23 protein-coding genes are annotated in these 23,671 nt (G+C 71.6%); 14 read left to right on the top strand and 9 right to left on the bottom strand.

Annotated elements, in window-relative coordinates; all coding sequences use genetic code 11:
- Window positions 1-4: 4 nt before the first annotated feature.
- Entirely contained in the window at window positions 5-808 is an 804-nt protein-coding gene (locus DZF91_RS02165; protein ID WP_199486345.1) for a HEAT repeat domain-containing protein, read from the top strand.
- A gap of 19 nt (window positions 809-827) precedes the next feature.
- On the opposite strand, the gene DZF91_RS02160 is transcribed toward DZF91_RS02165, so the two are convergent.
- From DZF91_RS02160 to DZF91_RS02145, 3 genes are all read right to left on the bottom strand, one after another.
- Window positions 828-2,123: an MFS transporter gene (locus DZF91_RS02160; protein ID WP_117355836.1), complete on the bottom strand. Its 1,296-nt coding sequence runs from the start codon at window positions 2,121-2,123 to the stop codon at window positions 828-830.
- The gene (locus tag DZF91_RS02155; RefSeq protein WP_117355847.1) at window positions 2,120-3,214 is read right to left on the bottom strand and encodes a PLP-dependent cysteine synthase family protein; all 1,095 of its coding nucleotides are present in this window, start codon (window positions 3,212-3,214) and stop codon (window positions 2,120-2,122) included. The genes DZF91_RS02160 and DZF91_RS02155 overlap by 4 nt, the downstream gene beginning before the upstream one ends.
- Window positions 3,215-3,950: 736 nt before the next feature.
- Window positions 3,951-4,520 carry a TIGR03086 family metal-binding protein gene (locus tag DZF91_RS02145; RefSeq protein ID WP_117355834.1) on the bottom strand — a complete coding sequence of 190 codons (570 nt, stop codon included), beginning with the start codon at window positions 4,518-4,520 and terminating at the stop codon, window positions 3,951-3,953.
- A 64-nt stretch (window positions 4,521-4,584) separates the two neighbouring features.
- Between DZF91_RS02145 and DZF91_RS02140 the strand changes: the two genes are divergently transcribed.
- Window positions 4,585-5,328: a helix-turn-helix domain-containing protein gene (locus DZF91_RS02140; RefSeq protein WP_199486344.1), complete on the top strand. Its 744-nt coding sequence runs from the start codon at window positions 4,585-4,587 to the stop codon at window positions 5,326-5,328.
- A 223-nt stretch (window positions 5,329-5,551) separates the two neighbouring features.
- Window positions 5,552-5,959 (top strand): PPOX class F420-dependent oxidoreductase, encoded by a 408-nt coding sequence (locus tag DZF91_RS02135; protein ID WP_117355832.1) that lies wholly within the window; start codon window positions 5,552-5,554, stop codon window positions 5,957-5,959.
- A gap of 37 nt (window positions 5,960-5,996) precedes the next feature.
- Here DZF91_RS02135 and DZF91_RS02130 read toward each other — a convergent pair whose 3' ends face one another.
- Window positions 5,997-7,184 (bottom strand): epoxide hydrolase family protein, encoded by a 1,188-nt coding sequence (locus DZF91_RS02130; RefSeq protein WP_117355831.1) that lies wholly within the window; start codon window positions 7,182-7,184, stop codon window positions 5,997-5,999.
- A gap of 171 nt (window positions 7,185-7,355) precedes the next feature.
- Here DZF91_RS02130 and DZF91_RS02125 point away from each other — a divergent pair, with 171 nt between their 5' ends.
- The gene (locus DZF91_RS02125) at window positions 7,356-9,743 is read left to right on the top strand and encodes a sensor histidine kinase (protein ID WP_117355830.1); all 2,388 of its coding nucleotides are present in this window, start codon (window positions 7,356-7,358) and stop codon (window positions 9,741-9,743) included.
- Window positions 9,744-9,752: 9 nt separating this feature from the next.
- Here the strand turns inward: DZF91_RS02125 and DZF91_RS02120 are convergent, their stop codons facing one another.
- Window positions 9,753-10,358 (bottom strand): response regulator transcription factor, encoded by a 606-nt coding sequence (locus DZF91_RS02120; protein WP_117355829.1) that lies wholly within the window; start codon window positions 10,356-10,358, stop codon window positions 9,753-9,755.
- A gap of 203 nt (window positions 10,359-10,561) precedes the next feature.
- Here DZF91_RS02120 and DZF91_RS02115 point away from each other — a divergent pair, with 203 nt between their 5' ends.
- From DZF91_RS02115 to DZF91_RS02080, 7 genes are all read left to right on the top strand, one after another.
- Window positions 10,562-11,608, top strand: a complete 1,047-nt coding sequence (locus DZF91_RS02115) for an NAD-dependent epimerase/dehydratase family protein (protein ID WP_117355828.1) — start codon at window positions 10,562-10,564, stop codon at window positions 11,606-11,608.
- A complete protein-coding gene (locus DZF91_RS02110) occupies window positions 11,605-12,303 on the top strand; it encodes a glycosyltransferase family 2 protein (RefSeq protein ID WP_117355827.1) in 699 nt (232 codons plus the stop codon). The genes DZF91_RS02115 and DZF91_RS02110 overlap by 4 nt, the downstream gene beginning before the upstream one ends.
- Complete coding sequence (locus DZF91_RS02105) at window positions 12,300-13,118, top strand: TIGR04282 family arsenosugar biosynthesis glycosyltransferase (RefSeq protein ID WP_117355826.1); 819 nt, start codon at window positions 12,300-12,302, stop codon at window positions 13,116-13,118. Before DZF91_RS02110 ends, DZF91_RS02105 begins: the two co-directional genes overlap by 4 nt.
- A complete protein-coding gene (locus tag DZF91_RS02100) occupies window positions 13,108-13,734 on the top strand; it encodes a class I SAM-dependent methyltransferase (protein WP_117355825.1) in 627 nt (208 codons plus the stop codon). Before DZF91_RS02105 ends, DZF91_RS02100 begins: the two co-directional genes overlap by 11 nt.
- A 215-nt stretch (window positions 13,735-13,949) precedes the next feature.
- Entirely contained in the window at window positions 13,950-14,990 is a 1,041-nt protein-coding gene (locus tag DZF91_RS02095) for a molybdopterin-dependent oxidoreductase (protein ID WP_117355846.1), read from the top strand.
- Window positions 14,991-15,439: 449 nt separating this feature from the next.
- Complete coding sequence (locus DZF91_RS42565) at window positions 15,440-15,565, top strand: hypothetical protein (protein WP_268915911.1); 126 nt, start codon at window positions 15,440-15,442, stop codon at window positions 15,563-15,565.
- 2,059 nt (window positions 15,566-17,624) lie between these two features.
- The gene (locus tag DZF91_RS02080) at window positions 17,625-18,908 is read left to right on the top strand and encodes a hypothetical protein (RefSeq protein ID WP_117355823.1); all 1,284 of its coding nucleotides are present in this window, start codon (window positions 17,625-17,627) and stop codon (window positions 18,906-18,908) included.
- Window positions 18,909-18,917: 9 nt separating this feature from the next.
- Here DZF91_RS02080 and DZF91_RS02075 read toward each other — a convergent pair whose 3' ends face one another.
- The 3 genes from DZF91_RS02075 to DZF91_RS02070 form a co-directional block, all read right to left on the bottom strand.
- Window positions 18,918-19,370 carry a hypothetical protein gene (locus tag DZF91_RS02075; protein WP_117355822.1) on the bottom strand — a complete coding sequence of 151 codons (453 nt, stop codon included), beginning with the start codon at window positions 19,368-19,370 and terminating at the stop codon, window positions 18,918-18,920.
- 315 nt (window positions 19,371-19,685) lie between these two features.
- On the bottom strand, window positions 19,686-20,114 hold the full coding sequence (locus DZF91_RS38715) for a hypothetical protein (protein WP_147340947.1): 429 nt from the start codon (window positions 20,112-20,114) through the stop codon (window positions 19,686-19,688).
- 80 nt (window positions 20,115-20,194) lie between these two features.
- Window positions 20,195-21,454, bottom strand: a complete 1,260-nt coding sequence (locus tag DZF91_RS02070) for a S1 family peptidase (RefSeq protein ID WP_147340946.1) — start codon at window positions 21,452-21,454, stop codon at window positions 20,195-20,197.
- 418 nt (window positions 21,455-21,872) lie between these two features.
- Here DZF91_RS02070 and DZF91_RS39325 point away from each other — a divergent pair, with 418 nt between their 5' ends.
- Window positions 21,873-22,412: a hypothetical protein gene (locus DZF91_RS39325; protein ID WP_158587829.1), complete on the top strand. Its 540-nt coding sequence runs from the start codon at window positions 21,873-21,875 to the stop codon at window positions 22,410-22,412.
- A 348-nt stretch (window positions 22,413-22,760) separates the two neighbouring features.
- Here DZF91_RS39325 and DZF91_RS02060 read toward each other — a convergent pair whose 3' ends face one another.
- Complete coding sequence (locus DZF91_RS02060; protein WP_117355820.1) at window positions 22,761-22,883, bottom strand: SDR family oxidoreductase; 123 nt, start codon at window positions 22,881-22,883, stop codon at window positions 22,761-22,763.
- Between the two features lie 247 nt (window positions 22,884-23,130).
- Between DZF91_RS02060 and DZF91_RS02055 the strand changes: the two genes are divergently transcribed.
- Together DZF91_RS02055 and DZF91_RS02050 are read left to right on the top strand one after the other, a co-directional pair.
- Window positions 23,131-23,328, top strand: a complete 198-nt coding sequence (locus tag DZF91_RS02055) for a hypothetical protein (RefSeq protein ID WP_117355819.1) — start codon at window positions 23,131-23,133, stop codon at window positions 23,326-23,328.
- Window positions 23,328-23,603 (top strand): YidB family protein, encoded by a 276-nt coding sequence (locus DZF91_RS02050; RefSeq protein ID WP_117355818.1) that lies wholly within the window; start codon window positions 23,328-23,330, stop codon window positions 23,601-23,603. Before DZF91_RS02055 ends, DZF91_RS02050 begins: the two co-directional genes overlap by 1 nt.
- Window positions 23,604-23,671: the final 68 nt, after the last annotated feature.

Genomic DNA, 23,671 nt, shown 5'->3' with positions numbered 1-23,671 from the left:
CGTCATGGCCATGTTCGTGCACCTGACGTCGGCGGCGAACGCGCAGCGCGTCCGGCGGTCGGGGATCCGGGCGACCAGCCACGGGCAGGGCGGTGTGCGCGGCGTGTACTGCTTCCCGGTGCTGCCGTCGTACACCCTCACCCACCAGTGGCTGCGCGAACTGGCCCGGTTCGGCGTGCGCGGCAGGCTGGTCGCCGTGCATGTACGGCTGCCCGACGACCAGCACGTGCTGCTCGGCCACTACGCGGACCGGACGCGGGACGCGCAGTCCACCGTCCCCGCGGCCGAGGCGGTGCGGCGGATCTCCGCACTGGACGATCCGCGAGGCTGGGAGGTGTTCGTCCCCCGGGCGATCGGCTCGCGCGAGGTGCACCGGATCCGCACCGCGCCCCAGGTCGCGGGCTGGCGGTACAAGCCGGACGCGCACGGCACCCGGCCCTGCACCTGCTACGGATGCCGGGTGCGCGGCGAGTACGGGGCGCGACGCCTGCGCGAACGGCTGCCGCACCCTCTGGACGGCCCGCCGCCCCCGCCCGCCGTGCTGCTCGGCAGGATCGCCGAGGCCGGCGACCCCGGCGACCCGGCCGTCCTGCTGGACGCGCTGCGCTGGTTCGGGATGCGTCGGCGCGGTCCGCTGCCGCAGCTTGCCCACCTCGCCGGGCATCCCGACGCGAGCGTGCGCGAGGGCCTGGTGTGGGCGGTCGGCGGCTGGTCCACCCCCGGCGTCGCCGACCTGCTGGACGGCCTCGCGGGCGACCCCGACCCGGACGTCCGGGAAGCGGTCGAGGCCGTCCGCGAAACCTCTTGACGTCCGGGAACCGCCCGTCCTACGCCCGACCCGAGACTTCCGAGGCCCGGAGGCAGCCGGTCGTGACCGGTGGCGCCAGGCAACCCGCGCGGGCGAGCGCGGCGACCGCGGCGGCGCCGCCCAGCCCGATCGTGGTCAGGGTGAACCAGGTCAGCCAGAGCACGTGATGGCGTCCGGTGACGTCCCACAACGCCCCGGTGGCCAGGTTCCCCAACGTGATGCCCAGACCCGACACCGTGTTGTAGAGGCCGTAGTGGGTGGCCACCAGGCGGTTACCGGACAGCACCACCACCGTGTCCATCTCCAGCGGGTAGACCACCGCGCCCGCCGCCGCCAGCCCCGCGACCGCCACCACCAGCGCGGACGTCAGCACGGCGGGGCTCGGACCCGTCCCCGATGCCGCCGTGACCAGGACCAGGGGCACGAACGCGACGCCCATCGCCGCCAGCCCCCCGACCAGGGCCTGCTCAGGACGCCAGCGGCGCCTGGCCCAGGCGGTCAGCCGCAACTGCCCCGCCACCGCCACGCCCGCCGAGACCACGAACAACATGCTGGTGACGCCGGACGCGGTGTCCCCGAGCGCGGCCTCGGCGGCGAGCGGCAGCGCGAGGTACACCTGGAAGTTCAGGACGTAGGAACCGATCATCGCGGCGGAGAACAGCAGGAACGGCCGGTTGCCGGCCACCTGCCGCCACTGGGCCGACACCCCGTCCGTGTCCGGCGACCGCCGCCGCTGCCCGCCGTGCCCGGACGGCAGCGTCCGCCACTGCAGGACGGTCAGCGCGGCGAAGATCCCCGCCGCGACGGTGCACACCAGCCGGAAGTCGGCGGCCAGCAGCGCCAGCCCGACCGGCGGCCCGGCCAGCATCCCGGCCTGGTAGTAGACGTTGAAGGTCGCGAAGCCCTCCACCCGCCGGTCGCCGGACTCGGCGGCCAGGTACGCCCGCACGGCGGGGTTGAACAGCGCCCCGGCCAGCCCGGTCGCCGCCGACGCGGCGACCAGCGCGGGCAGCGCCTCCACCCAGCCGAGCAGCGCGAACCCGCCGGTGCGCAGCAGGCACCCGGCGATGATCGGCGCCTTGTAGCCGTACCGGTCGGCGAGCGTCCCGCCGAGGAGGAACAGGCCCTGCTGGGACAGGTTGCGCACTCCCAGCACCAGCCCGACCGCCCACGCCGCCAACCCCAGGTCGCCCGCCAGGTGCGCGGCGAGATAGGGCATCAGCATGTAGAAGGCGAGGTTGATGGCGAACTGGTTGGCCATCAGCAGCCGCGCGGCGGGCGGGAACGACCGCGTGGCACGCCACACCGCGATCACCGCCCGCCTCCCGGCGCGTCACCGAGCGGGTCGGTCACGGCGGTGCACCGGGTCCAGGCGGTGACGGTCCGCGCCCCGGAGTGCGCGATCCGGTCGGGCTCCGCCGGCGGGACGTGCCCGAGCAGGTCGTGCTCGCGGCAGTAGGCGTCGCAGAACACCGTGCCCGCGTAACGCTGCGGACCGTCCGGGAAGATCGCCGCGATCCGGGTCCCGGCGGGCAGCGTCTCCGCGAGCCACCGCGCGGTCAGGGCGACCGCCCCGGCGCTCCAGCCCCCGGTGGCGTAGTGGCAGCGGGCCAGCCGCCGCGCCGCCCACACCGCCTCGGCCGCGGCGACCCAGTGCACCTCCGCGAACATCCCGTAGGCGACGTTGCGCGGATGGATGCTGCTGCCCAGCCCGCGCATCAGCCGAGGCGCGGCGGGCTGCCCGAAGATGGTCGATCCGGTGGTGTCCACCCCGACCACGCGCAGGCCGGGGAAGACCTTGCGCAGCACCGACCCGACACCCGCCGAGTGCCCGCCGGTCCCGACACTGGCCACCAGCACGTCGATCCGTCCGAGCTGCGCGATCAGCTCGTGCGCCAGCCCCCGGTAGGCCGCGACGTTGTCGGGGTTGTTGTACTGGTCCGGGCACCACGCGCCGGGCAGGTTGGCGAGCAGCGCGGCGACGGCGCCGCGCCGCGCCTGCTGCCACCCGCCGACCGGATGCGGCCTGGTCACCAGGTGCACGCGGGCGCCGTAGGCGGTCAGCAGGTCGCGCATCATGGGCTCCATCCCGGGGTCGGAGACCACGGTGACCGGATGCCCGAAGGTGATCCCGGCGAGCGCGAGGCCGAGCCCCAGCGTCCCGGACGTGGACTCCACGATCGGCGCGCCCGGAGCCAGCTCGCCCCGCTCGCGGGCGGCCCGCACCATGTGCAGCGCGGTGCGGTCCTTGATCCCGCCCGGGTTGGCGCCTTCGAGCTTGGCCCAGAACCCCCGTCCGGGACGGGTGAACGGCTCACCCACCCACAGCACCGGGGTGTTGCCCACCAGCCCGGCCGGAGTCGGCGCGGCCGGCAATGCCGCGGGAGCAGCGGTAATGACATCCATGCGGATCTCTTTCGACGGCCCGCGCCCGGCCACGGCCACGACGCGGGAGAAGGAAGGTGACGTCCCAGCCGCCGCGCGACGCGCCTCCGGCACGTCCGCGCACGGCACGGCCCCTTCTAGATCCGCCAGACTCCGAGAACCGCCCGCTCCCTGGCGGGTGACACTCCGGGACCCACCGTCCCGTGGCCTCGCCGACCTCCTCCCACCGCCGCGAGGTCGGGCCCGACCACGGCGACCACGGCACAAGGCGCCCCGAACGCCGGCTGCTGCCGGACGGTCCCGACCCCGTCATCCGCACAATGCGCCTGGTCATGCGCGGCCTGAGCAACCCCCTCGACCGTAAGGCCGTCCTGCACCACGGCAGCGGCGGAAGGCGCCGGCACCGGCAGCGCATCCACCGGCGAGGCCCCGGGCCCATGGGCGCATCCGAGCAGATGCACGATGGAGGCGACAAGCAGCACCACCCGCGCCACCCGCACCCACCCACCACCCAGCCCCAGCACGTCGCACATTGTAGCCAAACGACTCCAGTGTGTATCGACTCTGGCGCTTGCGTCCGCGAACCCTCGGCCGGCAGCGCGACACCCGGCACAGCCGCGACACCCGGCACATTTGCGACGGGCGGCAGGTGGCGGACGGGCGGCTGAAGTCCGGGCGAACGTCCTGGGCCCACGGGGACGAAACGACCCCGAAGCCGCCCGGCTTCGGGGTCTGATCCGACATCACCGCCGGGTGACTACGCCCATGCGGGATCACGGCCGGTCAGGCCGAGAACGCGGTCCAGGGCGGGGGCGTCGGCCGGAACCGGGACCCGCGGTCCGTACATGCCCATCGCCCGCCCCTGCTCCACGCCGGCGAACACCGTGTCGTGCAGATGTGCCAGCAGGTCGGCGGGCAGTTCCAGCCGCTGCCCGGTCGCGACCGCCAGGTCCCAGCCGTGCATGGCCAGCTCGCCGGTGATCATGTCGCCCAGGACGGGGGCGGGCAGCGTTTGCGGCGTGCCCATGTCCGTCTCGCCCTCCCAGGCGCTCGGCGGCGCCCACGACGAGGTGATGTCGTCCAGCAGGGCGAGCAGGCTGCCGCGCCAGTCGCCGGCCGCCAGGTCCACATCGGACTCGGTGGCCGCCGGCTGCGGAACCGACTCCTTGCGGCCGCCTCCCGCGAGCGACGGCCCCCAGAACAGGAGGTGGTTGACCAGTGCCCGCACGTCGTACTCCGTGCACGGAGTCTTGTTGGCGAGCTGGTCGTCGTTGATGGTGCTGGCGACTACGGCCATGGCCGCGGCCGCGTTGGACAGATGTGACATGGCGGCGACGCTAGGTCTTCCAGGCCGGAGGGGTATTGAACAAAGGCGACATACACTTTGCCCCGTGGAGCGCGACGTTCGTGAGCTGCGCGGTGCGTGGACCAGGTATCAGCGCCACACCTTCCACGAGCCGTCGCCGACGCTCGCGCCATGGGTGGAGCGGTACTGGGAAGCCCGGTGGGACTATGCCGAGCCGTACCGGCAGAAGATCGTGCCGTACCCGAATGTGCACCTGTCGTTCGGCGGCGGCCGTGCGAACGTCAACGGCGTGTGCAGCGGCTACCGTATCCAGGTCCTGGAGGGCCGTGACCACGTTTTCGGCGTCGCGTTCCGGCCGGGCTGCTTCCGCCCCCTCCTTCGCGCGTCCGTCTCGACGATCACCGACCGCACCGTCCCGGCGACCGAGGTGTTCGGCCCGGACCTGCCCGCGACGCTCGACGTGTCGACCGTGGAGGCGTTCCTGCTGGCGCACCTGCCGGACGACGAGCCCAGGGTGCGCCAGGTGGTGGCCGCGGTCGAGCTGATCGCCGAAGACAAGGCCGTGACCCGGGTCGAACACCTCGCCGGCGAGCTCGGGCTGAGCGTGCGGGGGCTGCAACGGCTGTTCGCGGAGTACGTCGGCATCGGGCCCAAGTGGGTGATCCGCCGCTACCGCCTGCACGAGGTGACCGCGCGTATGGCCGCCGGCGGGGCGATCGACTGGGCCGCTCTGGCGGCCGACCTCGGCTACGCCGACCAGGGCCACTTCATCCGCGACTTCAAAAGCATGTTCGGCGAGCCGCCGACCTGGTATGCGCGGCGGTATTAGCCCGCCCGATGCCCCCGCACCGGCACCGGCTCCGACGGCCAGCCCGTGGCACCCCGTGACCGATGACGTAGAACCGGCTTGTCGGGCTGACCCCGGGTGTGGCTTCCTGTAACTGATCGACTACTTTAAGTGGTTGCAATGTTCGTTCTGGTGCTTACGCCGATGCGCGGTCGTCCTGGAGTGGGTGGCCTTGCGGGTGGAGTGCCGGGGGAGGGAGCAGTACATGGCAGCCACGCTTTCGGACGACCTGAAGAAGTACGTGGACGACAACGCGGTCTTCGTGACCGTCGCGACCGTCCAGCCCGACGGCAGCCCTCAGCTGTCGGTGGTGTGGGTCAAGCGGGACGGGGACGACCTTCTGTTCTCCACGACCGTGGGCCGGCGCAAGGAGCAGAACCTCCGGAGGGACCCACGCGTGACCGTCATGATCAACCCACCGGACAACCCCTACACGTATGCCGAGGTCCGCGGCTCGGTGACCATGACCACCGAGGGCGGGCAGGAGCTGATCGACGAGCTGTCCCGCAAGTACACCGGCAAGGACTACGCCGACTTCAACCCGGCCTCGGCGGAGGACTCGGAGCGCGTCGTCGTTCGCATCACGCCGCAGAAGGTCGTCGGCTCGCTCTGAGTTCCCAGGTTGGTGACCTGGGAACTCGCGGGCGGCGTCAGGGGAGGGTTCGGAAGAACCGGCGGATGTCGGTGATGAGGAGGTCGGTGGCGTCGTGGGCGGCCCAGTGGCCGCCCCTGTCGTACTCCTTCCAGTGGACGATGTTGGCGTGGTCGCGCTCGGCGAACTTGCGGACGGCGCGGAAGTCGTAGGCGAACGACGCAAGGCCCAGGGGGATCGTCGTGCGCTCGCCCTGGCTCTCGCCCGCGTGCGTCGCGAACCAGTCGCGGTTCTCGTAGTAGAAGCGCGCCGAGGACGCCGAGGTGTTGGTGAGCCAGTAGATCGTGGCGTTGGTCAGGATCTCGTCCGGCGTCAGCGCGTCGCCGAAGAGCTGGCCGATCCAGGCGAGCTGCCCCGCGGGGGAGTCCGACAGCGCGTGCGCGAGCGTCTGCGGCTGGGCGGCCTGGGACCGGTCGTGGATGGCGTGCTCCACGAACGCCTGCCCGAACCGCAGGTAGCCGACCTCGTCCTCGGTGAGTCCCTCGAACTCGCCGGGCTCGCCCTTCGGAAAGGAGAAGATCTGGTTCACGTGGACGCCGACGACGTGGGCCCGGTCCAGCTCGCCCAGGATCGGCGACACGATCGCGCCGGCGTCGTTGCCGTGCGCTCCGTAGCGGCCGTAGCCGAGGCGGGCCATCAGTTCCGCCCAGGCGGAGGCGACCCGCGCCGCGTTCCAGCCGCGCGTCCTGGTCGGGCCGGAGAACCCGAAGCCCGGGATGGACGGGACGACCACGTGGAAGGCGTCGGACGGGTCGCCGCCGTGGGCGCGCGGGTCCGTGAGCGGGCCGATCAGGTCCAGGTACTCGACGAAGGTGTTGGGCCAGCCGTGCGTGAGGATCAGCGGGGTGGCGTCCGGCTCGGGTGAGCGGACGTGCAGGAAGTGCACGAGCTGCCCGTCGATCTCGGTCGTGAACTGCGGGAACGCGTTGATCCTGGCCTCCTGCGCCCGCCAGTCGAACTTCTCCAGCCAGCGGTTCACCAGCGGCCGGACGTAGGAGCCGGGCACCCCGTACTCCCAGCCGGGCCGCGCCGGGCCGCGTTGGACGCCGTCGGTGACCTCGGCCTCGGGCAGCTCGTCCGCCCAGCGGGTGCGGGCCAGCCGGTCTCTCAGGTCGTCCAGCTCGGTCTGCGGGACGTCGATGTGGAAAGGCGTGATCTCGTCGCTCACCGGGTTTCCCTTCGTCATGGTTCTGACCTGCAGAAGCCTCGCGGACGGAGGGGCCGGCGGGTAGTGCCCGGCGCACCGGTCCGGCTGCGGTCCGCAGCGTCCGGGATGGGCGGTGCACGAACGAGCGTGCAGAATGCACGGAGAACGGCAGTGGACCCCGACAACGGGCGAACTCGTGTTGGGGGGCATGTGATCCGGAGCCGCGATCCCCTGCGGCGGCACTGGTCGCCCACGGCCCTGCTCGTCGTCTGCCTCGTCCTGTGGTGCGCTTCCAAGACGTGGAACCTGCTGGTCGGCAGTGCCTTCATCACCCCCGCCCGAACCGGCCCCGGGCTCCTCGCGGCGGCCGGGCTCGTCGTCCTGGCGGGTCTGACGGCCGCGATCGCGTCCGGTGCCGTGCCGCGCCGCCGGATCCCGGCCGCGCTGGCGCTTCAGGCGGTGTCGGCCTTCTGGCCGTACGTCCTCGCGGGGGACGGGTGGTGGTCGGCGTCCGCGCTGGTCGTGACGTCGGTGCTGCTGGCCGTGGACGGACGGTGGTCCTGGCTGCCCGCCGGACTCGTCGTCGCCGCCGAGTTCGCCACCTGGGCGGTCTTGCGGGACGACCACCGCGTCGCCTTCGCGTTCTACAGCTCGCTGGTGACCGTGACGATGGGGCTGGCGTTCTTCGCGATGGCGCGGCTCGCCGGATACGCGGGGGAGCTGCGCGCGACCCGCGCGGAGCTCGCCCCCCTGGAGGTCGCTCGCGAACGGCTCCGGATCGCGCGCGGCCTCGACGCGGCGCTCGGGGAGCGGCTGGCCCTCGTGGTGGCGCTGGCCCGCGCGGCCGGCACAGCGGGCACGGCCCGCACGGGTCCGCCCGTCGGGACGGCGCGGATCGTGGAGGTCGCGCGGACCGCTCTGGACGAGGTCCGGACCGTCTCCGCCGACCAGCGGCAGCGGTCACTGGACGACGAGGTCGAGGCGGCGCGCTCGGTCCTGGCGGCGTCCGGCGTCCCCGTCACGGTCACCGTCGACGCGCCGCCGCCGCGCCTGCCCGCCGCCGAGGACGCCGCGCTGGCCGCGCTGCTGCGCCGCACGGTCGTCGCCGCCCTGCGGCAGGGCCCGCCCGACCGCTGCTCGATCGAACTGACCGCCCCGGCCGGCCGGACCGCCTCCGCCCGCCTCACCGCCTCCGCCGGCCGGATCGCCTCGGCCAGGCTGACGGTGACCTTCGCCGGAGCGTCCACGGACCTCGGGGACGTCCTCCGTGCCCCGGCGGCGCGGCTCGCCGAACTCGGCGGACGGCTCGACACCACCCCGGAGTCGGTGCGGGCGAGCGTCCCGGCACGTCGCGCGAAGGGCGCCCGGGTGTCCGGCACGGCGCCGTGGCTGGCCTGGTTCGTCCTGCTGGTCTTCGAGATCGACCACCTCGGCAGCATGCTGGTCGCCCTGTACGACGGCGGAACGGACCCGTTGTTCGGGGCCGCGTGGGGCCGGTACGCGGCGGCGCTCGTCCTCCTGCCGCTGGTCGGACTGCTCCAGCTCCGCCACGTCTTCCCGCGCGAGGACGGCGCGCCGCCGCGTGCCCTGCGGGTGTCGTTGCTCCTCCAGCTCGTCCTGCTCGCCGCCGCGTTCGCGGTCATCGGCCCGAAGGTGCCGGTCAGCTACGCGGGGCTGCTCGCGGGGGTGGTCCTGTTCCACGGACGTCCGCCGTGGTCCTGGGGGGCGGCGGCGCTGATCGGCGTCCTCCCCGCGCTGCACGGGTACCTGCTGGGCGCGGGCCTGTCGTGGGCGCTGAGCAACCTCGTCGGCGCCGCCCTGTTCGCGGTGACGGTCTACGTGCTGTGCCGCCTGCCCGTCGTCATCGCCGCGCTGGCCGAGGCGCGCCGGGAGGTCGCGCGGATGGCCGTGGTCGAGGAGCGGCTGCGGATCTCCCGCGACGTCCACGACCTGATGGGGTTCCAGCTGTCCGCCCTGGTCGTCAAGGGCGAGTTGGCCGGACGGCTGGCGGACCGCGACCCGGACGCCGCGCGGGCGCAGCTGGACGAGGTGGGGACGCTCGCCGAGGAGGCGCTGGCGTCGGTCCGGTCGATCGCCCGCGTCCGCACCTCGCTGTCCCTGGCCGCGGAGGTCGGGACGGCCCGCTCGATGCTGACCGCCGCCGGGATCGAGGTGCGCGTGGACGCGGACGAGCCGCCGCCGGGGACGGACGGGTCGGCGGCGGCGATCGTCCTCCGGGAGGCGGCGACCAACATCGTCCGGCACAGCCGCGCCCGCGAGTGCGCGATCGGGATCGCCGTGCGGGCGGACGGCCTGCGGCTCACCGTGTCCAACGACGGCGCGCTCGACCCCGCCCCGTCCCGCGACGACGCCGTGTCCGTCTCGTCCCGCGACCACGCAGTTTCCGCCACGGGGAGGGGCGACGCTGATTCCGCCGACGCCGTGTCCGCGGCGGGCTGCGGAGGCTCGGGGCTGGCCAACCTGCGGACGCGGGCGGCGGAGGCCGGCGGGAGCCTGAGCGTCCGGCGAGAGGACGACCGCTTCACGCTGGTCGCCGACTTCCCCGCCCTGCCCGCGACCGCGCTCTCCACCGCCTGAGGGACGGGTTCAGATCCAGCCCGCGTCCCTGGCGATGCGGATCGCGTCCACCCGGTTGCGCGCGTTCAGTTTCGTCACCGCGGACGCCAGGTAGTTGCGGACCGTCCCGTACGCCAGTCCGGCCCGCACGGCGACCTCGGGAGGTTCCTCGCCCTCGGCCGTCAGCCGGAGCACCTCGACCTCCCGGTCGGTGAGCGGGCAGTCCTGGACGGCCAGCGCGGCGAACGCGAGCTGGGGGTCCATGACGCGCCCGCCGGCGGCGACCCTGCGGATCGCGTCGGCCAGCTCGGCGGGCGCCGCCTCCTTGACCATGAACCCGGCGACCTGCGCCGACAGGGCGCGCCGCAGCGTGCCGGGCCGTCCGACGCCGGTGAGGATCAGGACGCGGCACTCCGGCAGGCGCTCCCTCAGCTCGGCGGCGGCGTCGATCCCGTCCCGGCCGGGCAGCTCGATGTCGATCACCGCGACGTCGGGCCGCGCGTCCAGCGCCGCCGCCACGACCGCGTCACCGCGCTCGACCTGGGCGACGACCTCGATCCCGTCCTCCAGCGACAGCAATCCGGCCAGCGCCTCGCGCAGGATGCGCACATCCTCGGCCAGCAGCACCCGGACCATCGGCGCCCCCTCCAAGATCGAACCAGTCTCACAGGGTCAGCCAGCCGCCCTGGGAAAGCAAGTCCGACCCCGGTGACGCACGGCCTTCACTCCCGCGACGGCGAAGGGGGCGGCGCTTTTCCGGGCGGGCGAAGTTCTTACGAGGTTCATACGGCTGCCCCTGATTCCGTCCGGTCGGCGGTTCCGCGACCTACGTTCGGGCCATGCGAGTGCTGCTCACGGGATCGGCGGGCTTCATCGGTTCGCACATCGCGGACGCCCTGGAGGCGTCCGGCCACGACGTCGTCCCTTTCGACACGGCCCCCTCGGGAGCCTCCGGCCACACGGCCCCCTCGGGAGCCTCCGGCCACACGGCCCCCGGCTCCGTCCGCCTGGACGTGCGGGACGCGGAGGCCGTCGCGCGTGCCCTCCGGGGCGTGGACGCGGTCTGCCACCAGGCCGCGATGGTCGGGCTGGGCGTGGACGTGTACGACCTGCCCGCCTACGCGTCCGCCAACGTGCTCGGGACGTCCGTCCTGCTGGCCGAGATGGCGCGCGCGGACGTGCGGAAGCTGGTGCTGGCGTCGTCCATGGTCGTCTACGGCGAAGGGACGTACGAGTGCGCCGTGCACGGCACGGTACGTCCTCGTCCGCGCGCCGAATCGGCTCTGGCCTCGGGCGTCTTCGAGCCCGCGTGTCCGCGCTGCGCCCGGCTCCTGCGCCCGGGGACGATCGACGAGAGCGCCCCCGCCGACCCGCGCAACGTCTACGCCGACACCAAACTCGCCCAGGAGAACCTGGCCGCCTCGTGGGCGCGCATGACGGGCGGATCGGTCATCGCCCTCCGCTACCACAACGTCTACGGCCCGCGGATGCCCCGCGACACCCCCTACGCGGGCGTGGCCGCGCTCTTCCGGTCGGCCCTGCTCCGAGGCGAGGCGCCCAAGGTCTTCGAGGACGGCCTCCAACGTCGTGACTTCGTCCACGTCCGGGACGTCGCCCGAGCGAACGTCCTCGCGCTGGAACACCCGTCCTACGCGCCGTTCGCCGCCTACAACATCGCCAGTGGCCGCCCCCGCACCATCGGCGACCTGGCCGAAGCGCTCGCCGCGGCGTGCGACGGCCCGCGGCCCGTCGTCACCGGGGACTACCGGCTGGGCGACGTCCGGCACATCGTGGCCGCCCCTCACCGCGCCGCGGCCGACCTCGGCTTCACGGCGGACATCGACTTCGAGGACGGCATGGCCGAGTTCGCGGCGGTGGCCGTATGACGCACATCGACGTCGTCCTGCCGTGCCTGGACGAGGCGGACGCCCTGCCCTGGGTCCTGGACCGGATGCCCTCCGGCTACGTCCCGATCGTGGTCGACAACGGCTCGACCGACGCGTCCGCCGAGATCGCCGCACGCCACGGCGCACGCGTCGTGCACGCGCCGCGCCGCGGCTTCGGCGAGGCGTGCCACGCCGGCCTCCGCGCCGCGACCGCCGACACCGTCTGCTTCATGGACGCCGACGCCTCCCTCGACCCCCGCGACCTGCCCCTCCTGGTCGCCGCCCTCCACGGTCCGGACGGCCCGCGCAGCGATGCCGCTCCCCTGCCCCGGCCGACACTTGTCCTGGGGCGCCGCCGTCCGACCGAATGGCGCTCTTGGCCGCCGCACGCCCGCGTCGCCAACCGCGTCCTCGCCCGCGAGCTGAACCGCCGCGCGCGCACGACCCTGCACGACCTCGGTCCCATGCGCGCCGCGCGCCGCGCCGACCTGCTCGCGCTCGACCTGGCCGACCGCCGGTTCGGCTACCCGCTGGAGATGGTCCTCAAGGCTGCGCGCGCGGACTGGCGCATCACCGAGCTGGACGTCCCCTACCACCCGAGGACGGGCCGATCGAAGGTCACCGGCAGCGTCCGAGGAACGATCCGAGCCGTCCACGACATGCGCAACATCCTGGCGACGGTAGGTGCGGCATGAACGACGTCCGGCACGGCGGTTCGAGGGCGTCGCGGGTCAGGTCGGCCGGCGCACGCCAGGGAGCCTCGCCGCGCGCCGCCGACCCGTCCTCTCCCGGCGTCGCCGACCTGATCGTGATCGCGAAGGAACCGCTGCCGGGCCGCGTCAAGACGCGCCTGACGCCGCCGTTCGCTCCGCCCGAGGCCGCCGCCTTGGCCGAGGCCGCACTGAAGGACACCCTGCAGGCGGTCGCCGCGACCCCGGCCGCCCGCCGCACCTTGGCCCTCGCCGGTTCACCCGGTCCGTGGCTGCCGGACGGCTTCGACGTCATCCCCCAGCGCGGGGACGGGCTGGACGAGCGCCTGGCCAACGCCTTCGACGACGCCTACCGAGGCCGTCCGCTGGTCCTCGTCGGCATGGACACCCCTCAGCTCACGCCGTCCCTGCTGGCCGCCGCCATCGACGCCCTGACCGGCCACGACGCGTGCTTCGGCCGCGCCACCGACGGCGGCTTCTGGCTCCTCGGCCTCCACACCCCGGACCCGGCCCTCCTCCGCGGCGTCCCCATGTCGAGCCCGGCCACCGGCGACCACCAGCTCCGCCGCCTCACCGACGCCGCCCTGACCGTCGCCCACCTCCCTGAACTCACCGACGTGGACACCCACGACGACGCCGCGAAGGTGGCCGAGCAGGCTCCGACGACCCACTTCGCGGCCACCTACCGCGCCCTCACCGCACGTCCTGCCTCGCAGCTCACGGGGGACGACGCAAGCGCCGAGCGCGCCTCCACGAAGAGGCCCCTCGCCCTCGGGACGGCGGCCGTCCGTGATCGGTGAGCTCTACGAGAGGGCGCTCGACGGCCAGGCACTCGGCGAACCGGCCTCCGCGTCCGTCCAGATCGAGGACGCGACGGGCGCCCGGCGTCCGCTGCCGGTGGCGGACTGGATGCGCCTGCGTCCCGGCGACGAGGGCCTGCTGTCCCGATCCGAAGGCCCCGTCCTCGACGTCGGTTCGGGACCCGGCAGGCTGACCGTCACCCTCACCCGACGCGGCGTCCTCGCCGTCGGCATCGACAACGCGCCGACCGCCGTCGCGATGACCGTGGCCGCCGGAGCCCCCGCGCTGATCGGCGACGTGTTCGCGCAGATCCCCGGCGCGGGCCTCTGGCGGACGATCCTGCTCGCGGACGGCAACATCGGCATCGGCGGCGACCCGGCCGCCCTGCTCCGCCGCCTCGCCCCGCTGCTCATCCCCGGCGGCCGGATCCTCGCCGAGGTCAACGCCCCCGGAACGCCGTCCCGGCGCGAACGCGTCCGGCTCCGCAGCGGCACGAACGTCGGCCCGTGGTTCCCGTGGGCGCAGGTGGCCGCCGACGACCTCCCCGAAAGCGGCCTGACCGTGACCGAACGCTGGGAAGAGGCGTCCCGATGCTTCGTCGCCCTCGCCCTATGACACCCGCCTCTGGCACGACCTCCGGCCCCGGCTCGCACCCTCACCCGGGCACGACTCCCGGCCCCGGCTCGGACCCTCACCCCGGCACGACTCCCGGCTCCGACGCGCAGCACCGCCCCGGCACGTCCGTCCGGTGGCCGGCACGCCTCGTCACCGACCTCGGGGGACGCTTCAGCAGCCGCTACCACGACGAGCGGATCGCGGCGTGGCTGGGCATGGCGCTCGGTGTCTCGTTCGGCACGGCGTTCATCACCGGCCTGATCAGCCACTTCATGCAGCATCCGCCCGACTGGCTGCACTGGCCGTCGCGGCCGGTGAACCTGTACCGCGTCACCCAAGGCCTCCACGTCATCGGCGGCCTGGCGACGGTGCCGCTCCTTCTGGCCAAGCTCTGGACGGTCTACCCGAAGCTCCTCCAGTGGCCGATGTTCCGCTCACCAGCCCACGCACTGGAACGGGCCGTGATGCTCCTGCTGGTCGGCGGATCCCTCTTCCAGCTGGTCACGGGCGTCCTGAACATCTCCTACTGGTACCCCTTCCCGTTCTTCTTCACAGTCGCCCACTACTGGACCGCGTACGTCGTCGTCGGCGCGCTCATCATCCACATCGCGAACGAGTGGACCAAGGCACGCCGAACCGTCATGCGCAAGCCCAATGACGCCCTCGACCGCCGCTCGCTCCTCCTCTCGGTCTTCGCCGCGTCCGGCGCGGTGACCCTCTTCACCGTCGGCGAGACGGTGTCGCCGCTGGCCCGGCTGGCCTTGCTGGCACCTCGCCGTCCGGGCCTCGGCCCGCAGCGCCTCCCGGTTAACCGCACCGCCGCCTCGGCGGGAGTCACCGCGACGGCACGCGATCCGAACTGGCGCCTCAAGGTCACCGGACGCGTCCAACGCGAACTCTCGCTCTCACTCGACCAATTGAGAGCGATGCCCCAGCACACCGTCCGCCTGCCGATCGCGTGTGTCGAAGGCTGGTCGGCGTCGGGCACCTGGACCGGCGTCCGCCTACGCGACGTCCTGGCCCTGGCCGGCGCCCCGGCCGACACCCGCATCCGCGCCGAATCCCTGCAGATCGGCGGCGCGTACAACAGCTCCGAAGTGGACCCCAGACACTGGCGCGACCCCGACACCCTTCTGGCCCTGTCCCTGAACGGCGAACCTCTGGCCCTGGACCACGGCTACCCGTGCCGCCTGATAGCACCGAACCGCCCAGGCGTCCTCCAAACCAAATGGCTGAAAACCCTGGCCGCCCAATGACCGGCACCAAGACCACCACCCACCAGCGGCCAACCGGTCATGCCTCCCCTGTCATGAACGACCATGCCGAAGCACCCGGCACCGAATCAGGCCGAGAGATCGCCCATGCCCCGTCCCTTCGCGCCAACGCCAACGACCCGGTGCGAAGGGCAGTCCACGTCATCACTCAGCCCCTCCATGCGCTGGCGCGTCGTGCCCTCGGCAACGCGCCGGAAAACGGTCGAACTCCGGGTATCGCAGCCGCCGCCGCTTCCTGCACCACCAACGCCCACACACCCCAGAAGGCAAGCGCGAACCATCACAACCCCGAAACGACGAGGACGCCAACCCGAGGACTGGCCCCATGACTAAACGAGGACGCGCGAGGGCGGAAGGCGCCAGAGCGGGAAGCGTGAGGGCGGGACGCGCGGAACCGGGACGCGCGGGACCAGGACGCGCGGGACCGGGACGTGTGGAACCGGGACACGCGGGACCGGGACATGTGGAACTGGGACGTGTGGAACCGGGACGCGCGGGACCAGGACGCGCGGAACCGGGACGCGCGGGACCAGGACGCGCGGGACCGGGACGTGTAGAACCGGGACACGCGAGACCGGGACACGCGAGACCAGGACGCCTGGAACCGGGACGCATGAGAGCCGGACGGTGGGCCGCCTACGCCGTAGGTGCTGCGTTCATCGGGTGGGGCCTATCCGGCGTGGTGGCGCACTCGCGGCCGAGTGGCTGGGCTCTATGGCTCGGCGGTGCCCTGGCGGCGCACGACGCCGCACTCGCCCCGGCCGTGCTCCTACTAGGAACGCTGACGCGACGCTGGCGGCGATTCCGGCTGGGCATGTTCTGGGCAGGCACGTTGACCCTGGTGGCGCTACCGCTGGTTCTTGGCTACGGCCGCCGTCCCGACAATCCGTCCGTCTTGCCCCTGCACTACCTCCCCAATCTGCTGATCGCCGTGACCACAGTCCTGGTAGCGGCAGCGCTCCCTTGGCAACGGCTGCCCCGCCCCCTGATCGCACGTCCCCAGTGCACCCAAAACCACCCAAAGCCAAGCCCCCCAATCACCGAACGCCCAACCGAGAAACCCCCAACTGAAAGGCACCGCGCCAGGCACAAACCGTCCAGCGATCAACCGGCCAGCAGCCGACCGAACAGCGGCCGACCGAACGAGAGGCGACTGGACGACGGCCGCCCTCATGGCGGCCGACCGGACGACGGGCGGCTGGAGGACAGGCGGCTGGAGGACGGATAGCTGGGTGACGGGTGACCGGACGACGAGTGCCTTCATGACGGACGGCGGAATGACGTGGGACTGGGCGACGGCCGACCGGACGACGGGGGACCCGACGACGGACGGCCGGGCTGATGCCGCCCGCAAAACGCTTCGCGAAAGCGCTACTGCACCCGGTGACAAGCATCGGAAACACACCCCGCGCTCGACGGGACTGGACGCTGACCAACAGGCACAAGGCGAATCAGATGACTGAACACAGCTCCCCACACCGTGGAATGAACAAGACGAGGTCAGACGACGGTGAAGGCGCAGCGAGTCCCAGAGAACCCGCCGACATGCGCAAACCAGAGCGGTCCCGGCACCCGAGCGAACCAGTGGCCTTTCAAAGCACGGGTGACGAACGGAGATCAGGCGACCTGCGCGAGCCAGAAGAGCCGCAGCGCCCACGCGAGTCTGGTGCCCTTCCGGTTCCGGTACCGGGTCAGGGTGGCGGACATGGATCAGGCGACATACGCGGCCCGGAAGGGGCCCGGCGCCCACGCGAGCCAGCAGCTTTTCAGGGCGCGGGTGGTGAACGCGAACCAGCCGACGTGCGCGGCCCGGAAGAGCCACAGCGCCCCCGCGACCCAATGGCATTTGAGGGCTCAGGTGACGAACGTGAACCAGGCGGCATGCGCGGCCCGGAAGGGGCCCGGCGCCCACGCGAGCCAGTGGCCTTTCTGGGCGTGGATGGCGGACGTGGATCAGCCGAGATGCGCGGCCCGGAAGAATCCCGGCGCCCGCACGAGCCTGGTGCCTTTCGGGGGGCGGGTGGCGCATACGGAACAGGTGTCGCGCGCGGCGCGGAAGAGTCACAGCGCTCGCCCAAGCCTGGTGCCTCTGCGGGTATGGGCGGGGGCGGCGAACGCGGACCAGCCGATGGGCGTGGCCCGGAAGGGGCCCGGCGCCCCCGCGAGGCAGGGGCTTTTCTGGGCGCGGGTGGTGAACGCGAACCAGCCGATATGAGCGGCCCGGAAGAGTCACAGCGCTTGCGCGAGCCTGGTGCCTTTCCCGGTGCGGGTGCGGGTGCGGGTCCGGGTGCGGGGGCGGGCGGCAGACATGGATCAGGCGACCTGCGCGAGCCAGAAGAGCCGCAGCGCCCACGCGAGCCAAGGCAGCTTCAGGGGGCGCGTAAGCAACCGGCCTCGACAGTCGTGCGTGGCCCCGGCGAGCCAGTAGGTCGGCGTGGCCTACGGGTTGTTCTCGCTGTGAGGAACCGACAAGACCTGGCGGAGCTGGACGGCATCGGAGAGTCCCAGGGGACGCGTCGTCATCTCAGCTGGCGAGAGGCGCAAGCGCCACCGGACCCGCAGGAACAAGGACCAGACGATCTCCCAAGACACCAAAGGCCTGCGGGGCCAGTTGGCGTGCGGAGGCTGCGCCGGAGTGCCGTTTGGGGGATCGGCGTCTGGGCGGCGCTGATCGTCGGAGCGTTCGTCGTCGGTGAGGTGATGCGGCGGGCGGGGGCGGCCACGGAGGATGCCCTGCCGCCTCTGCACGCCAAGGCGCGACTCCTCACCTGGCAGATGGCTCTGGCGGTCGGGTATGCGGCCGTGGCGGTCGCGGTCCTGCCGGGTGTCGTTCGTGCGATCCGGTGGCGGCTCCTCCTCGTGGTGTCGTGGGGCATGGCGGTCGGCTGGGCCGTGGCGCTGTCGGTCAGCGACGGCCCGAAGGCACTGGCGCGCCCCCTGGACGCACCGACCGAGTATCCGGCGGGACTGGCGGCGGTCGGCGATCACCCGCTGCGCTGGCTGCGTACGTTCACCGCCGAGCTGCATGCCTACCCGACGCACGTCCGCGGGCATCCGCCGTTGCCGACGCTGGTGTTCTGGGCGCTGGACGCGGTGGGCCTGCACGGGACGCTCTGGCCGGCGCTGCTGATCATCGGCGTTGGAGCGTCGGCGGCGGTGGCCATCGCACTGACGGTCCGGATCGTCGCCGGTGAACAGATCGCGCGGCGGGCGCTGCCCTTCCTGGTGCTGTCTCCTCTCTCGCTCTGGATCGCGACGTCCATGGACGCGTTCTTCCTCGGCGTCGGGGCCTGGGGCGTCGCGTTCCTTGCGATGCGCCGGCCACTGATCGGTGGCGTCCTGCTCGGCGCCCTGCCCTTCCTAAGCTACGGACTCCTCCCCCTCCTGGCCCTCCCGAGCGCCGTTCTGTGGATAACCCGTCCACCGGCAAGGTTCTGGATCCTGATGACGCTCGGACTCGCGGTGATCCCCACGGCCCTCACCCTGGGCGGCTTCTGGTGGCCGGACGGTGTGCGCGCCACACTCGACACATACCTCGTCAGCGGCGGGTCCGCGCGCCGCTCCTACCCCTACTTCCTGGTCGCGGACGTCGCCGTCCTCGGCATCCTCACCGGACCGGCCGTGGCGTCCGTCCTGCCCTTGCTACTCAAACGCGGCATAGCGGCGCGGCGGAAGGTGCGCGAAGAGCCGGTCTTCCTCCTCGCCGCTGCTGCCCTCATCGCCGTCCTCAGCCTGGACGTGGCGGGCGTGACGAAAGGCGAGGTCGAACGCATCTGGCTACCGTTCGCCGCGTGGCTCCTGCCGGCGGCGAGCGACCTCCGTCCGCCCGCACGAGGATGGCTCGCCGCCCAAGCGATATCCGCCCTGCTCGTCCAAGCCCTGGTCCTCTCCGAATGGTGACCCGTCCCGTCACCCGACGAAGCGGTCAGTTCGAGCGCGCGTGCGGGTAAGAACGGCGACACCGACCAAGGCCAGGGCGGACAGGCCCTGGAGGACGGCGTACCAGGGCGGGCAGAGCCCGGGAACCAGATCGACGGCGACGATCGCGACGGGAAGGACGGTCGACACAGTGCGCACACGCTCGAACGCCTTGGCCGATCCCTGCGCCGCTCGGACGACCATCCGGTAGAGCACCGGCGCGGCCACCAAGAGGACGACTCCGCGAATCCACATGAACGAGGACGCTTCGTGGCCCGTGGACGCCATCACCGCGACCGTCCCCAGAGTGATGGCATTGACCGCCCCGTACAGCACAACGTACTTCTTCACTGTGGCGAACCCCTCGGGGACGCGCGTCTCGCCGCCCCCCTCGGTCGCCGAGGTGGTGTCGTTCGCGGTGGTGGTTTCGCCGGAGTCAGCCATGGTCCTTCGCCTTCTTTCGCTGGGACCTCAAAAGCTATGGAGCGCCCGCGCGGTCCGGTATATGGCTGGACACACGGAAGGGTGGGGCTGGACCCACCCTTGTCGTGCTCAACGGCCCGCCGCGCCCCCGGCCCATCTCGGCCGGCGGTCTCGCCACCAGGCTGACGTCACCACTACGCGACACCAATGACGCTTCCGATGCCCCAGAGACCACGTCACCGGGGCCCCGAGCCGTCCCGTCCCCACCGACATCGCCTGTCGCTTGCGCACCGAACCCCTCACCCCCGTCTACCGCGCCGCCCTCCGCCCCAAGGGCTACCTCTGCCGCTTGACATCAGCGTTGAAAACGATGGTTCCCCCCTTGGGGATGCATGAGGAAGGAAGATTCTTCGGTGTCTGCTCGGCGGCTCCGGCGCCTCCGGTGTTGAACTTCTCGCCTTCGAGCAGTTCACCGAATCCAGGAATTTTGACGCCGCGCTTATCGCCCTTGAGGACGGGCTTGGTGCCCTCTGGCCACACAGGGGCCTTGGTCTCTCCGGACTCGGACCTGAAATGCAGGCAGCGGCCAGCGGAGTCGTAGACGAGTTCCCCGACATACATGATCTTGGGCCAGTCGTTTCCGTAACCATGGTGGACCAGGATGCGCGGATCGTCCCCTGCGGAGTTCACGCCCTTACCTCCACCGCATGCGGAGGTCGTCAGAAGCAGCGTTACGGCGGCGGCCATCGCCCATGGGGTCTTCATCTCGGACTCCTGCGAGGTAAGTCCCACAGGGCGGCCCCATGATGGGGCGGCCCTGTGGGACGTTCTTGTAACCGGGAAGCTTAGGACAGGGCGACGGAGACGCCCATGGCCTCGTACATTCCCGCCACGGGGGTGAAGAGGTCGCGCGTCTTGAACATGATGCGCTTGGAGCCGGAGAGGAGACCGTACGCGTCGTTCCCCCAGTACCAGGGGCCGCCGCTGTCACCCGGCTTCGTCGGCTCGTTGGTGACGGCGGTCAGGCCACAGTATTTTGGCAGCCCCGACCACTTGACGCACTGCCCGTTCTTGTAGACCTTGGTGCACTTGGCGCCGGTGGTGCGGCCGTAGTTGCAGATCTTCTGACCTGCCTGGGGCCACCTGTACAGGTTGACCTTACGAGTCTTGTATGCCGTGTAGTAGAACCACGGAACAGCCTTGTAGCTGCCCGTGGAATACCACGCCATGTCGCCGTAACGACCACCGTGTGAGCCGCGGAGGGAGATGTTCGTGTACCGCCCTCGGTGATCGTGATTGTAGTACTGGAATCTCGGGTTCCCCGATGAACAGTGATGGGCGGTGGCAATGCCGCGGGTCTTGCCCCTTCGAACGGTGAAGCCTGCGGTGCAGTAGCCGTATCCATTGAGGAAACCGCCTCCGTGCATGTTCACCTTCGGGCCGCCTTCCACCTCACGGGCGAGGCTGACACTGACGGTGATCGTGGAGCCGGCCCGGCTCCTGACGGGCTGGAGGCGGGAGAGCAGCCGTTGGCGTCCGGCCTTGTCCAGGCGCGCGCGTGGACTCGCGACGATGTTGATCGCTCCGCTGGTGATCTCGTACCCGCCCTCGGCCGTGTCGACGTCGGCATTGTCGGCGACGCGGGAGAAGTTGTCGAAGGTGGCGTCCTTCAACTCCTTCTCGGAGAATCCCTTGTTCCCGATGAGCTTCACTGGCACCGGCAGCGTGCGCGCCAGGGTGACAGCTTCGGCCGGGATCGCGCCCTTGAAGCCGATCCACGCTCCGCTGCCCTCCCCGGTGATCTCAGATCCCGAATAGATCCCCGGATGCTTGGCCTGTAGCTTGTCGGCGACTTCCAGGAAAGCGTTTTGCCAACCCCAGCGTCGGACCGCCTCCTTGAAACTGATTCCGTCGCTCTGCGCGACGAGCCTCAGGTCCTCCAGTTCGGCGGGCGACGGCTTCGCCGGCCGGGTCTTCGCGGGTTGCACAACTACGACGACTGATTGCGTCCGAGGTGCTTCTTGTGTGGCGAGCGCGGCCGGCCCGGTGGCCGAGGCCAGTGCTGCGGTCATGATGAGTGAAGTCAATGCAGCCTTGAGTCGCATAATCCCCCTTCAGCCCCCCGACGTGTTGATGGGCTCAAGTGAATCAAGGCACGGAGAAAGAGATCAACGCCGTTCCGGTGAGGATTGGTGGACCGAGCGTGACAACTGTTCGCGTGTGTAGCAAATACGCAAGTCAGGAGGCGGTGATGCGTTTTCTGGCGGAGTGGTCAACCGATGGCCTCATCAGGCCAGGCCCGTCTCACCCGCCGCCGCCGTCCCACCTACGTTCACACCGCGTCGACTCCGCACCCCAGTGGCCAGTCGGCCCGCCGTAGCGCAGCAGTCCCCCGAGGTGTGCATTGCTTGCGGTCTCCCGTGCAATGCGTGTGAGTGATTCTTCCAGGTGGTGTCGCGCGCCCTCGTTTGTGGGACTGTCTGGCGTCCTCTCACCACTTTGATCAGCCAAGGGCGCTGCTGAATGAGAACGAAGCTCGTCGTGGCCGGGGCGGCGTGCGCTGCGCTCGCGGTCACCGGCGGAGTGGCGCTCGCCGGATCCGGCGACGCGCATGCGACCAAGGTGGCTCCCGTCGCGGCGACCTCCGCCGCTCCCAAGACGCTCACGCTGGTGCGTTACTTCGGTGGCGCGCAGGCCAAGCACTGGGTGACCACCGCCGCCGCACCCGGCCCGCTGTACCGCCGGGAGGGGACGTTCCGCATCCTGGCCCAGCGCGCCAGCGGCACCAGGGCGCTCTACAGCTGCCTCAACGGTTACGTCCTTCTGGACCAGTTCGTGTCCGCGCGTGCGGACTGCGAAAGCCCCAAGAGCGTTTACTTGGGCCGCATCGGCTACGTGTACCTCAAGCCGCCCAAGGGTGTGAAGGTCAAGCCGATCTACCGCTGCTCCATCCCGACCGGCTCCCACTCGGAGCACTTCGTCTCCTTCCGCTCGGACTGCGAGGGCCGTCCCACCCCCGGCAAGCTCGTCGTCGAGGGCCGCCTCGGCTACGTCCTGGCCTGACCGGCCTGAGGGCCGCCCGCCTGCGATCCCGTCCAGCAATCGCCCCAGAAGCCGTCCTCGAGAAGAGCGTCAGTGTCCTGGGGCGGAGCGCCGGTGGAGCATCAAGGGCCGCTGGCTGCCCGCAGTCCTTACTTCGCTCGCCCGCCAGTCCGACCGCGGTGCCTCGCCGCGCCGCCAAGCTCGGCTTCGCCCAGCCCTCGTCGGCCGACAAGCGTGAGGGGGCTCCTCAAGCCCCCACATCGCCCGGCGCGCGTTCCGGGGGCGCAGTCCGCGGCCGGGCCGGACGGGGGCGGGCCGTGGCGTCCCGGGTTCTTCGGGACGCCACGGCCCACCAGGCTCAGACGGAGGTCAGATCACGCCGCCGTTGACGCGGATGTTCCGGCCGGTCACCCAGCTCGCCTCCGGGGAGGCCAGGAAGGCGACGACGTTCACGATCTCGTCCGGGCGGGGCGCGGAACCCCACCTCAACATCACCCATCCGGAAGCCCGTGCGCTCACGGCCGCACGTCGAGCGCACGTCCTACCTCAACAAGAAAGAGATCCGGGCGGAGGGATCTCAGCTTCCTTGCGGAGGGGTGCCATCGAACGATGGCTGCGGGGATGGCGCGGCGTCCGCCCAGGTGACAACAGCCTGACCGAGCGGGACCAGGCAGTTTGCGGCCCCAGCGGTGACGCCATAACTCCCTGCGGTGCCCGACGACAGAGAGTGGAGGGACCCGTGGGAATCCTGGGAACCGTCGCCAAGATCTTCGCGCGGAAACTCGCTGCCGAACTCGCCAAACAGGCCAAGGAGCGGGCCAGGCAGGCCGCGTCCGATCCGCAGGTGCGCGAGCAGGTCAAGCAGCTGGGCCAGGCAGCCGCGGCCAAGTTGGCCGACCAGGCCAAGACGGCTGAGTCCAAGAAGGGTGGGAAGTGATGGCGGAGATCAAGACGACCGAGCTCGGGCAGATGCTGGTGGAGCTGGCCCGCGCCGGGCTGGCCGACCAGGTCGGAAGCTGGATCAGTGACGACACCGACAACAGCCCCGTCACCGGCGAGCAGCTGCGGAGCGCCCTGCCAGAAGAGGTCCTGCGGGAAGCGGCCGAGGAGGCCGGGATGACCGTGGAGGAGCTGGCCGACCAGCTCGCCCGGGAACTGCCCACCATCGCCGACGCTCTTACCCCCGGCGGAGAACTGCCCGGCGGCGACTGACGAGCACGCCTCGTCCTCGCCCAGGAAACAACCCGTCCGCTCCGTGAGGGGATCGGACTCCCCGCCCC

Origin of the sequence: Actinomadura logoneensis, from assembly GCF_003428695.1 — a bacterium.
Taxonomy (GTDB): domain Bacteria; phylum Actinomycetota; class Actinomycetes; order Streptosporangiales; family Streptosporangiaceae; genus Spirillospora; species Spirillospora logoneensis.
This window is presented reverse-complemented; position numbering and strand designations above follow the sequence as displayed.

Excerpts from the sequence above, each read along its gene's own strand:
- DZF91_RS02165 (WP_199486345.1), top strand. The coding sequence starts at position 5 with ATGGCCATGTTCGTGCACCTGACGTCGGCGGCGAACGCGCAGCGCGTC.
- DZF91_RS02155 (WP_117355847.1), bottom strand. The coding sequence starts at position 3,214 with ATGGATGTCATTACCGCTGCTCCCGCGGCATTGCCGGCCGCGCCGACT.
- DZF91_RS02145 (WP_117355834.1), bottom strand. The coding sequence starts at position 4,520 with ATGTCACATCTGTCCAACGCGGCCGCGGCCATGGCCGTAGTCGCCAGC.
- DZF91_RS02135 (WP_117355832.1), top strand. The coding sequence starts at position 5,552 with ATGGCAGCCACGCTTTCGGACGACCTGAAGAAGTACGTGGACGACAAC.
- DZF91_RS02130 (WP_117355831.1), bottom strand. The coding sequence starts at position 7,184 with ATGACGAAGGGAAACCCGGTGAGCGACGAGATCACGCCTTTCCACATC.
- DZF91_RS02120 (WP_117355829.1), bottom strand. The coding sequence starts at position 10,358 with ATGGTCCGGGTGCTGCTGGCCGAGGATGTGCGCATCCTGCGCGAGGCG.
- DZF91_RS02115 (WP_117355828.1), top strand. The coding sequence starts at position 10,562 with ATGCGAGTGCTGCTCACGGGATCGGCGGGCTTCATCGGTTCGCACATC.
- DZF91_RS02110 (WP_117355827.1), top strand. The coding sequence starts at position 11,605 with ATGACGCACATCGACGTCGTCCTGCCGTGCCTGGACGAGGCGGACGCC.
- DZF91_RS02105 (WP_117355826.1), top strand. The coding sequence starts at position 12,300 with ATGAACGACGTCCGGCACGGCGGTTCGAGGGCGTCGCGGGTCAGGTCG.
- DZF91_RS02095 (WP_117355846.1), top strand. The coding sequence starts at position 13,950 with ATGGCGCTCGGTGTCTCGTTCGGCACGGCGTTCATCACCGGCCTGATC.
- DZF91_RS02075 (WP_117355822.1), bottom strand. The coding sequence starts at position 19,370 with ATGGCTGACTCCGGCGAAACCACCACCGCGAACGACACCACCTCGGCG.
- DZF91_RS38715 (WP_147340947.1), bottom strand. The coding sequence starts at position 20,114 with ATGAAGACCCCATGGGCGATGGCCGCCGCCGTAACGCTGCTTCTGACG.
- DZF91_RS02070 (WP_147340946.1), bottom strand. The coding sequence starts at position 21,454 with ATGCGACTCAAGGCTGCATTGACTTCACTCATCATGACCGCAGCACTG.
- DZF91_RS39325 (WP_158587829.1), top strand. The coding sequence starts at position 21,873 with ATGAGAACGAAGCTCGTCGTGGCCGGGGCGGCGTGCGCTGCGCTCGCG.
- DZF91_RS02060 (WP_117355820.1), bottom strand. The coding sequence starts at position 22,883 with ATGTTGAGGTGGGGTTCCGCGCCCCGCCCGGACGAGATCGTGAACGTC.
- DZF91_RS02050 (WP_117355818.1), top strand. The coding sequence starts at position 23,328 with ATGGCGGAGATCAAGACGACCGAGCTCGGGCAGATGCTGGTGGAGCTG.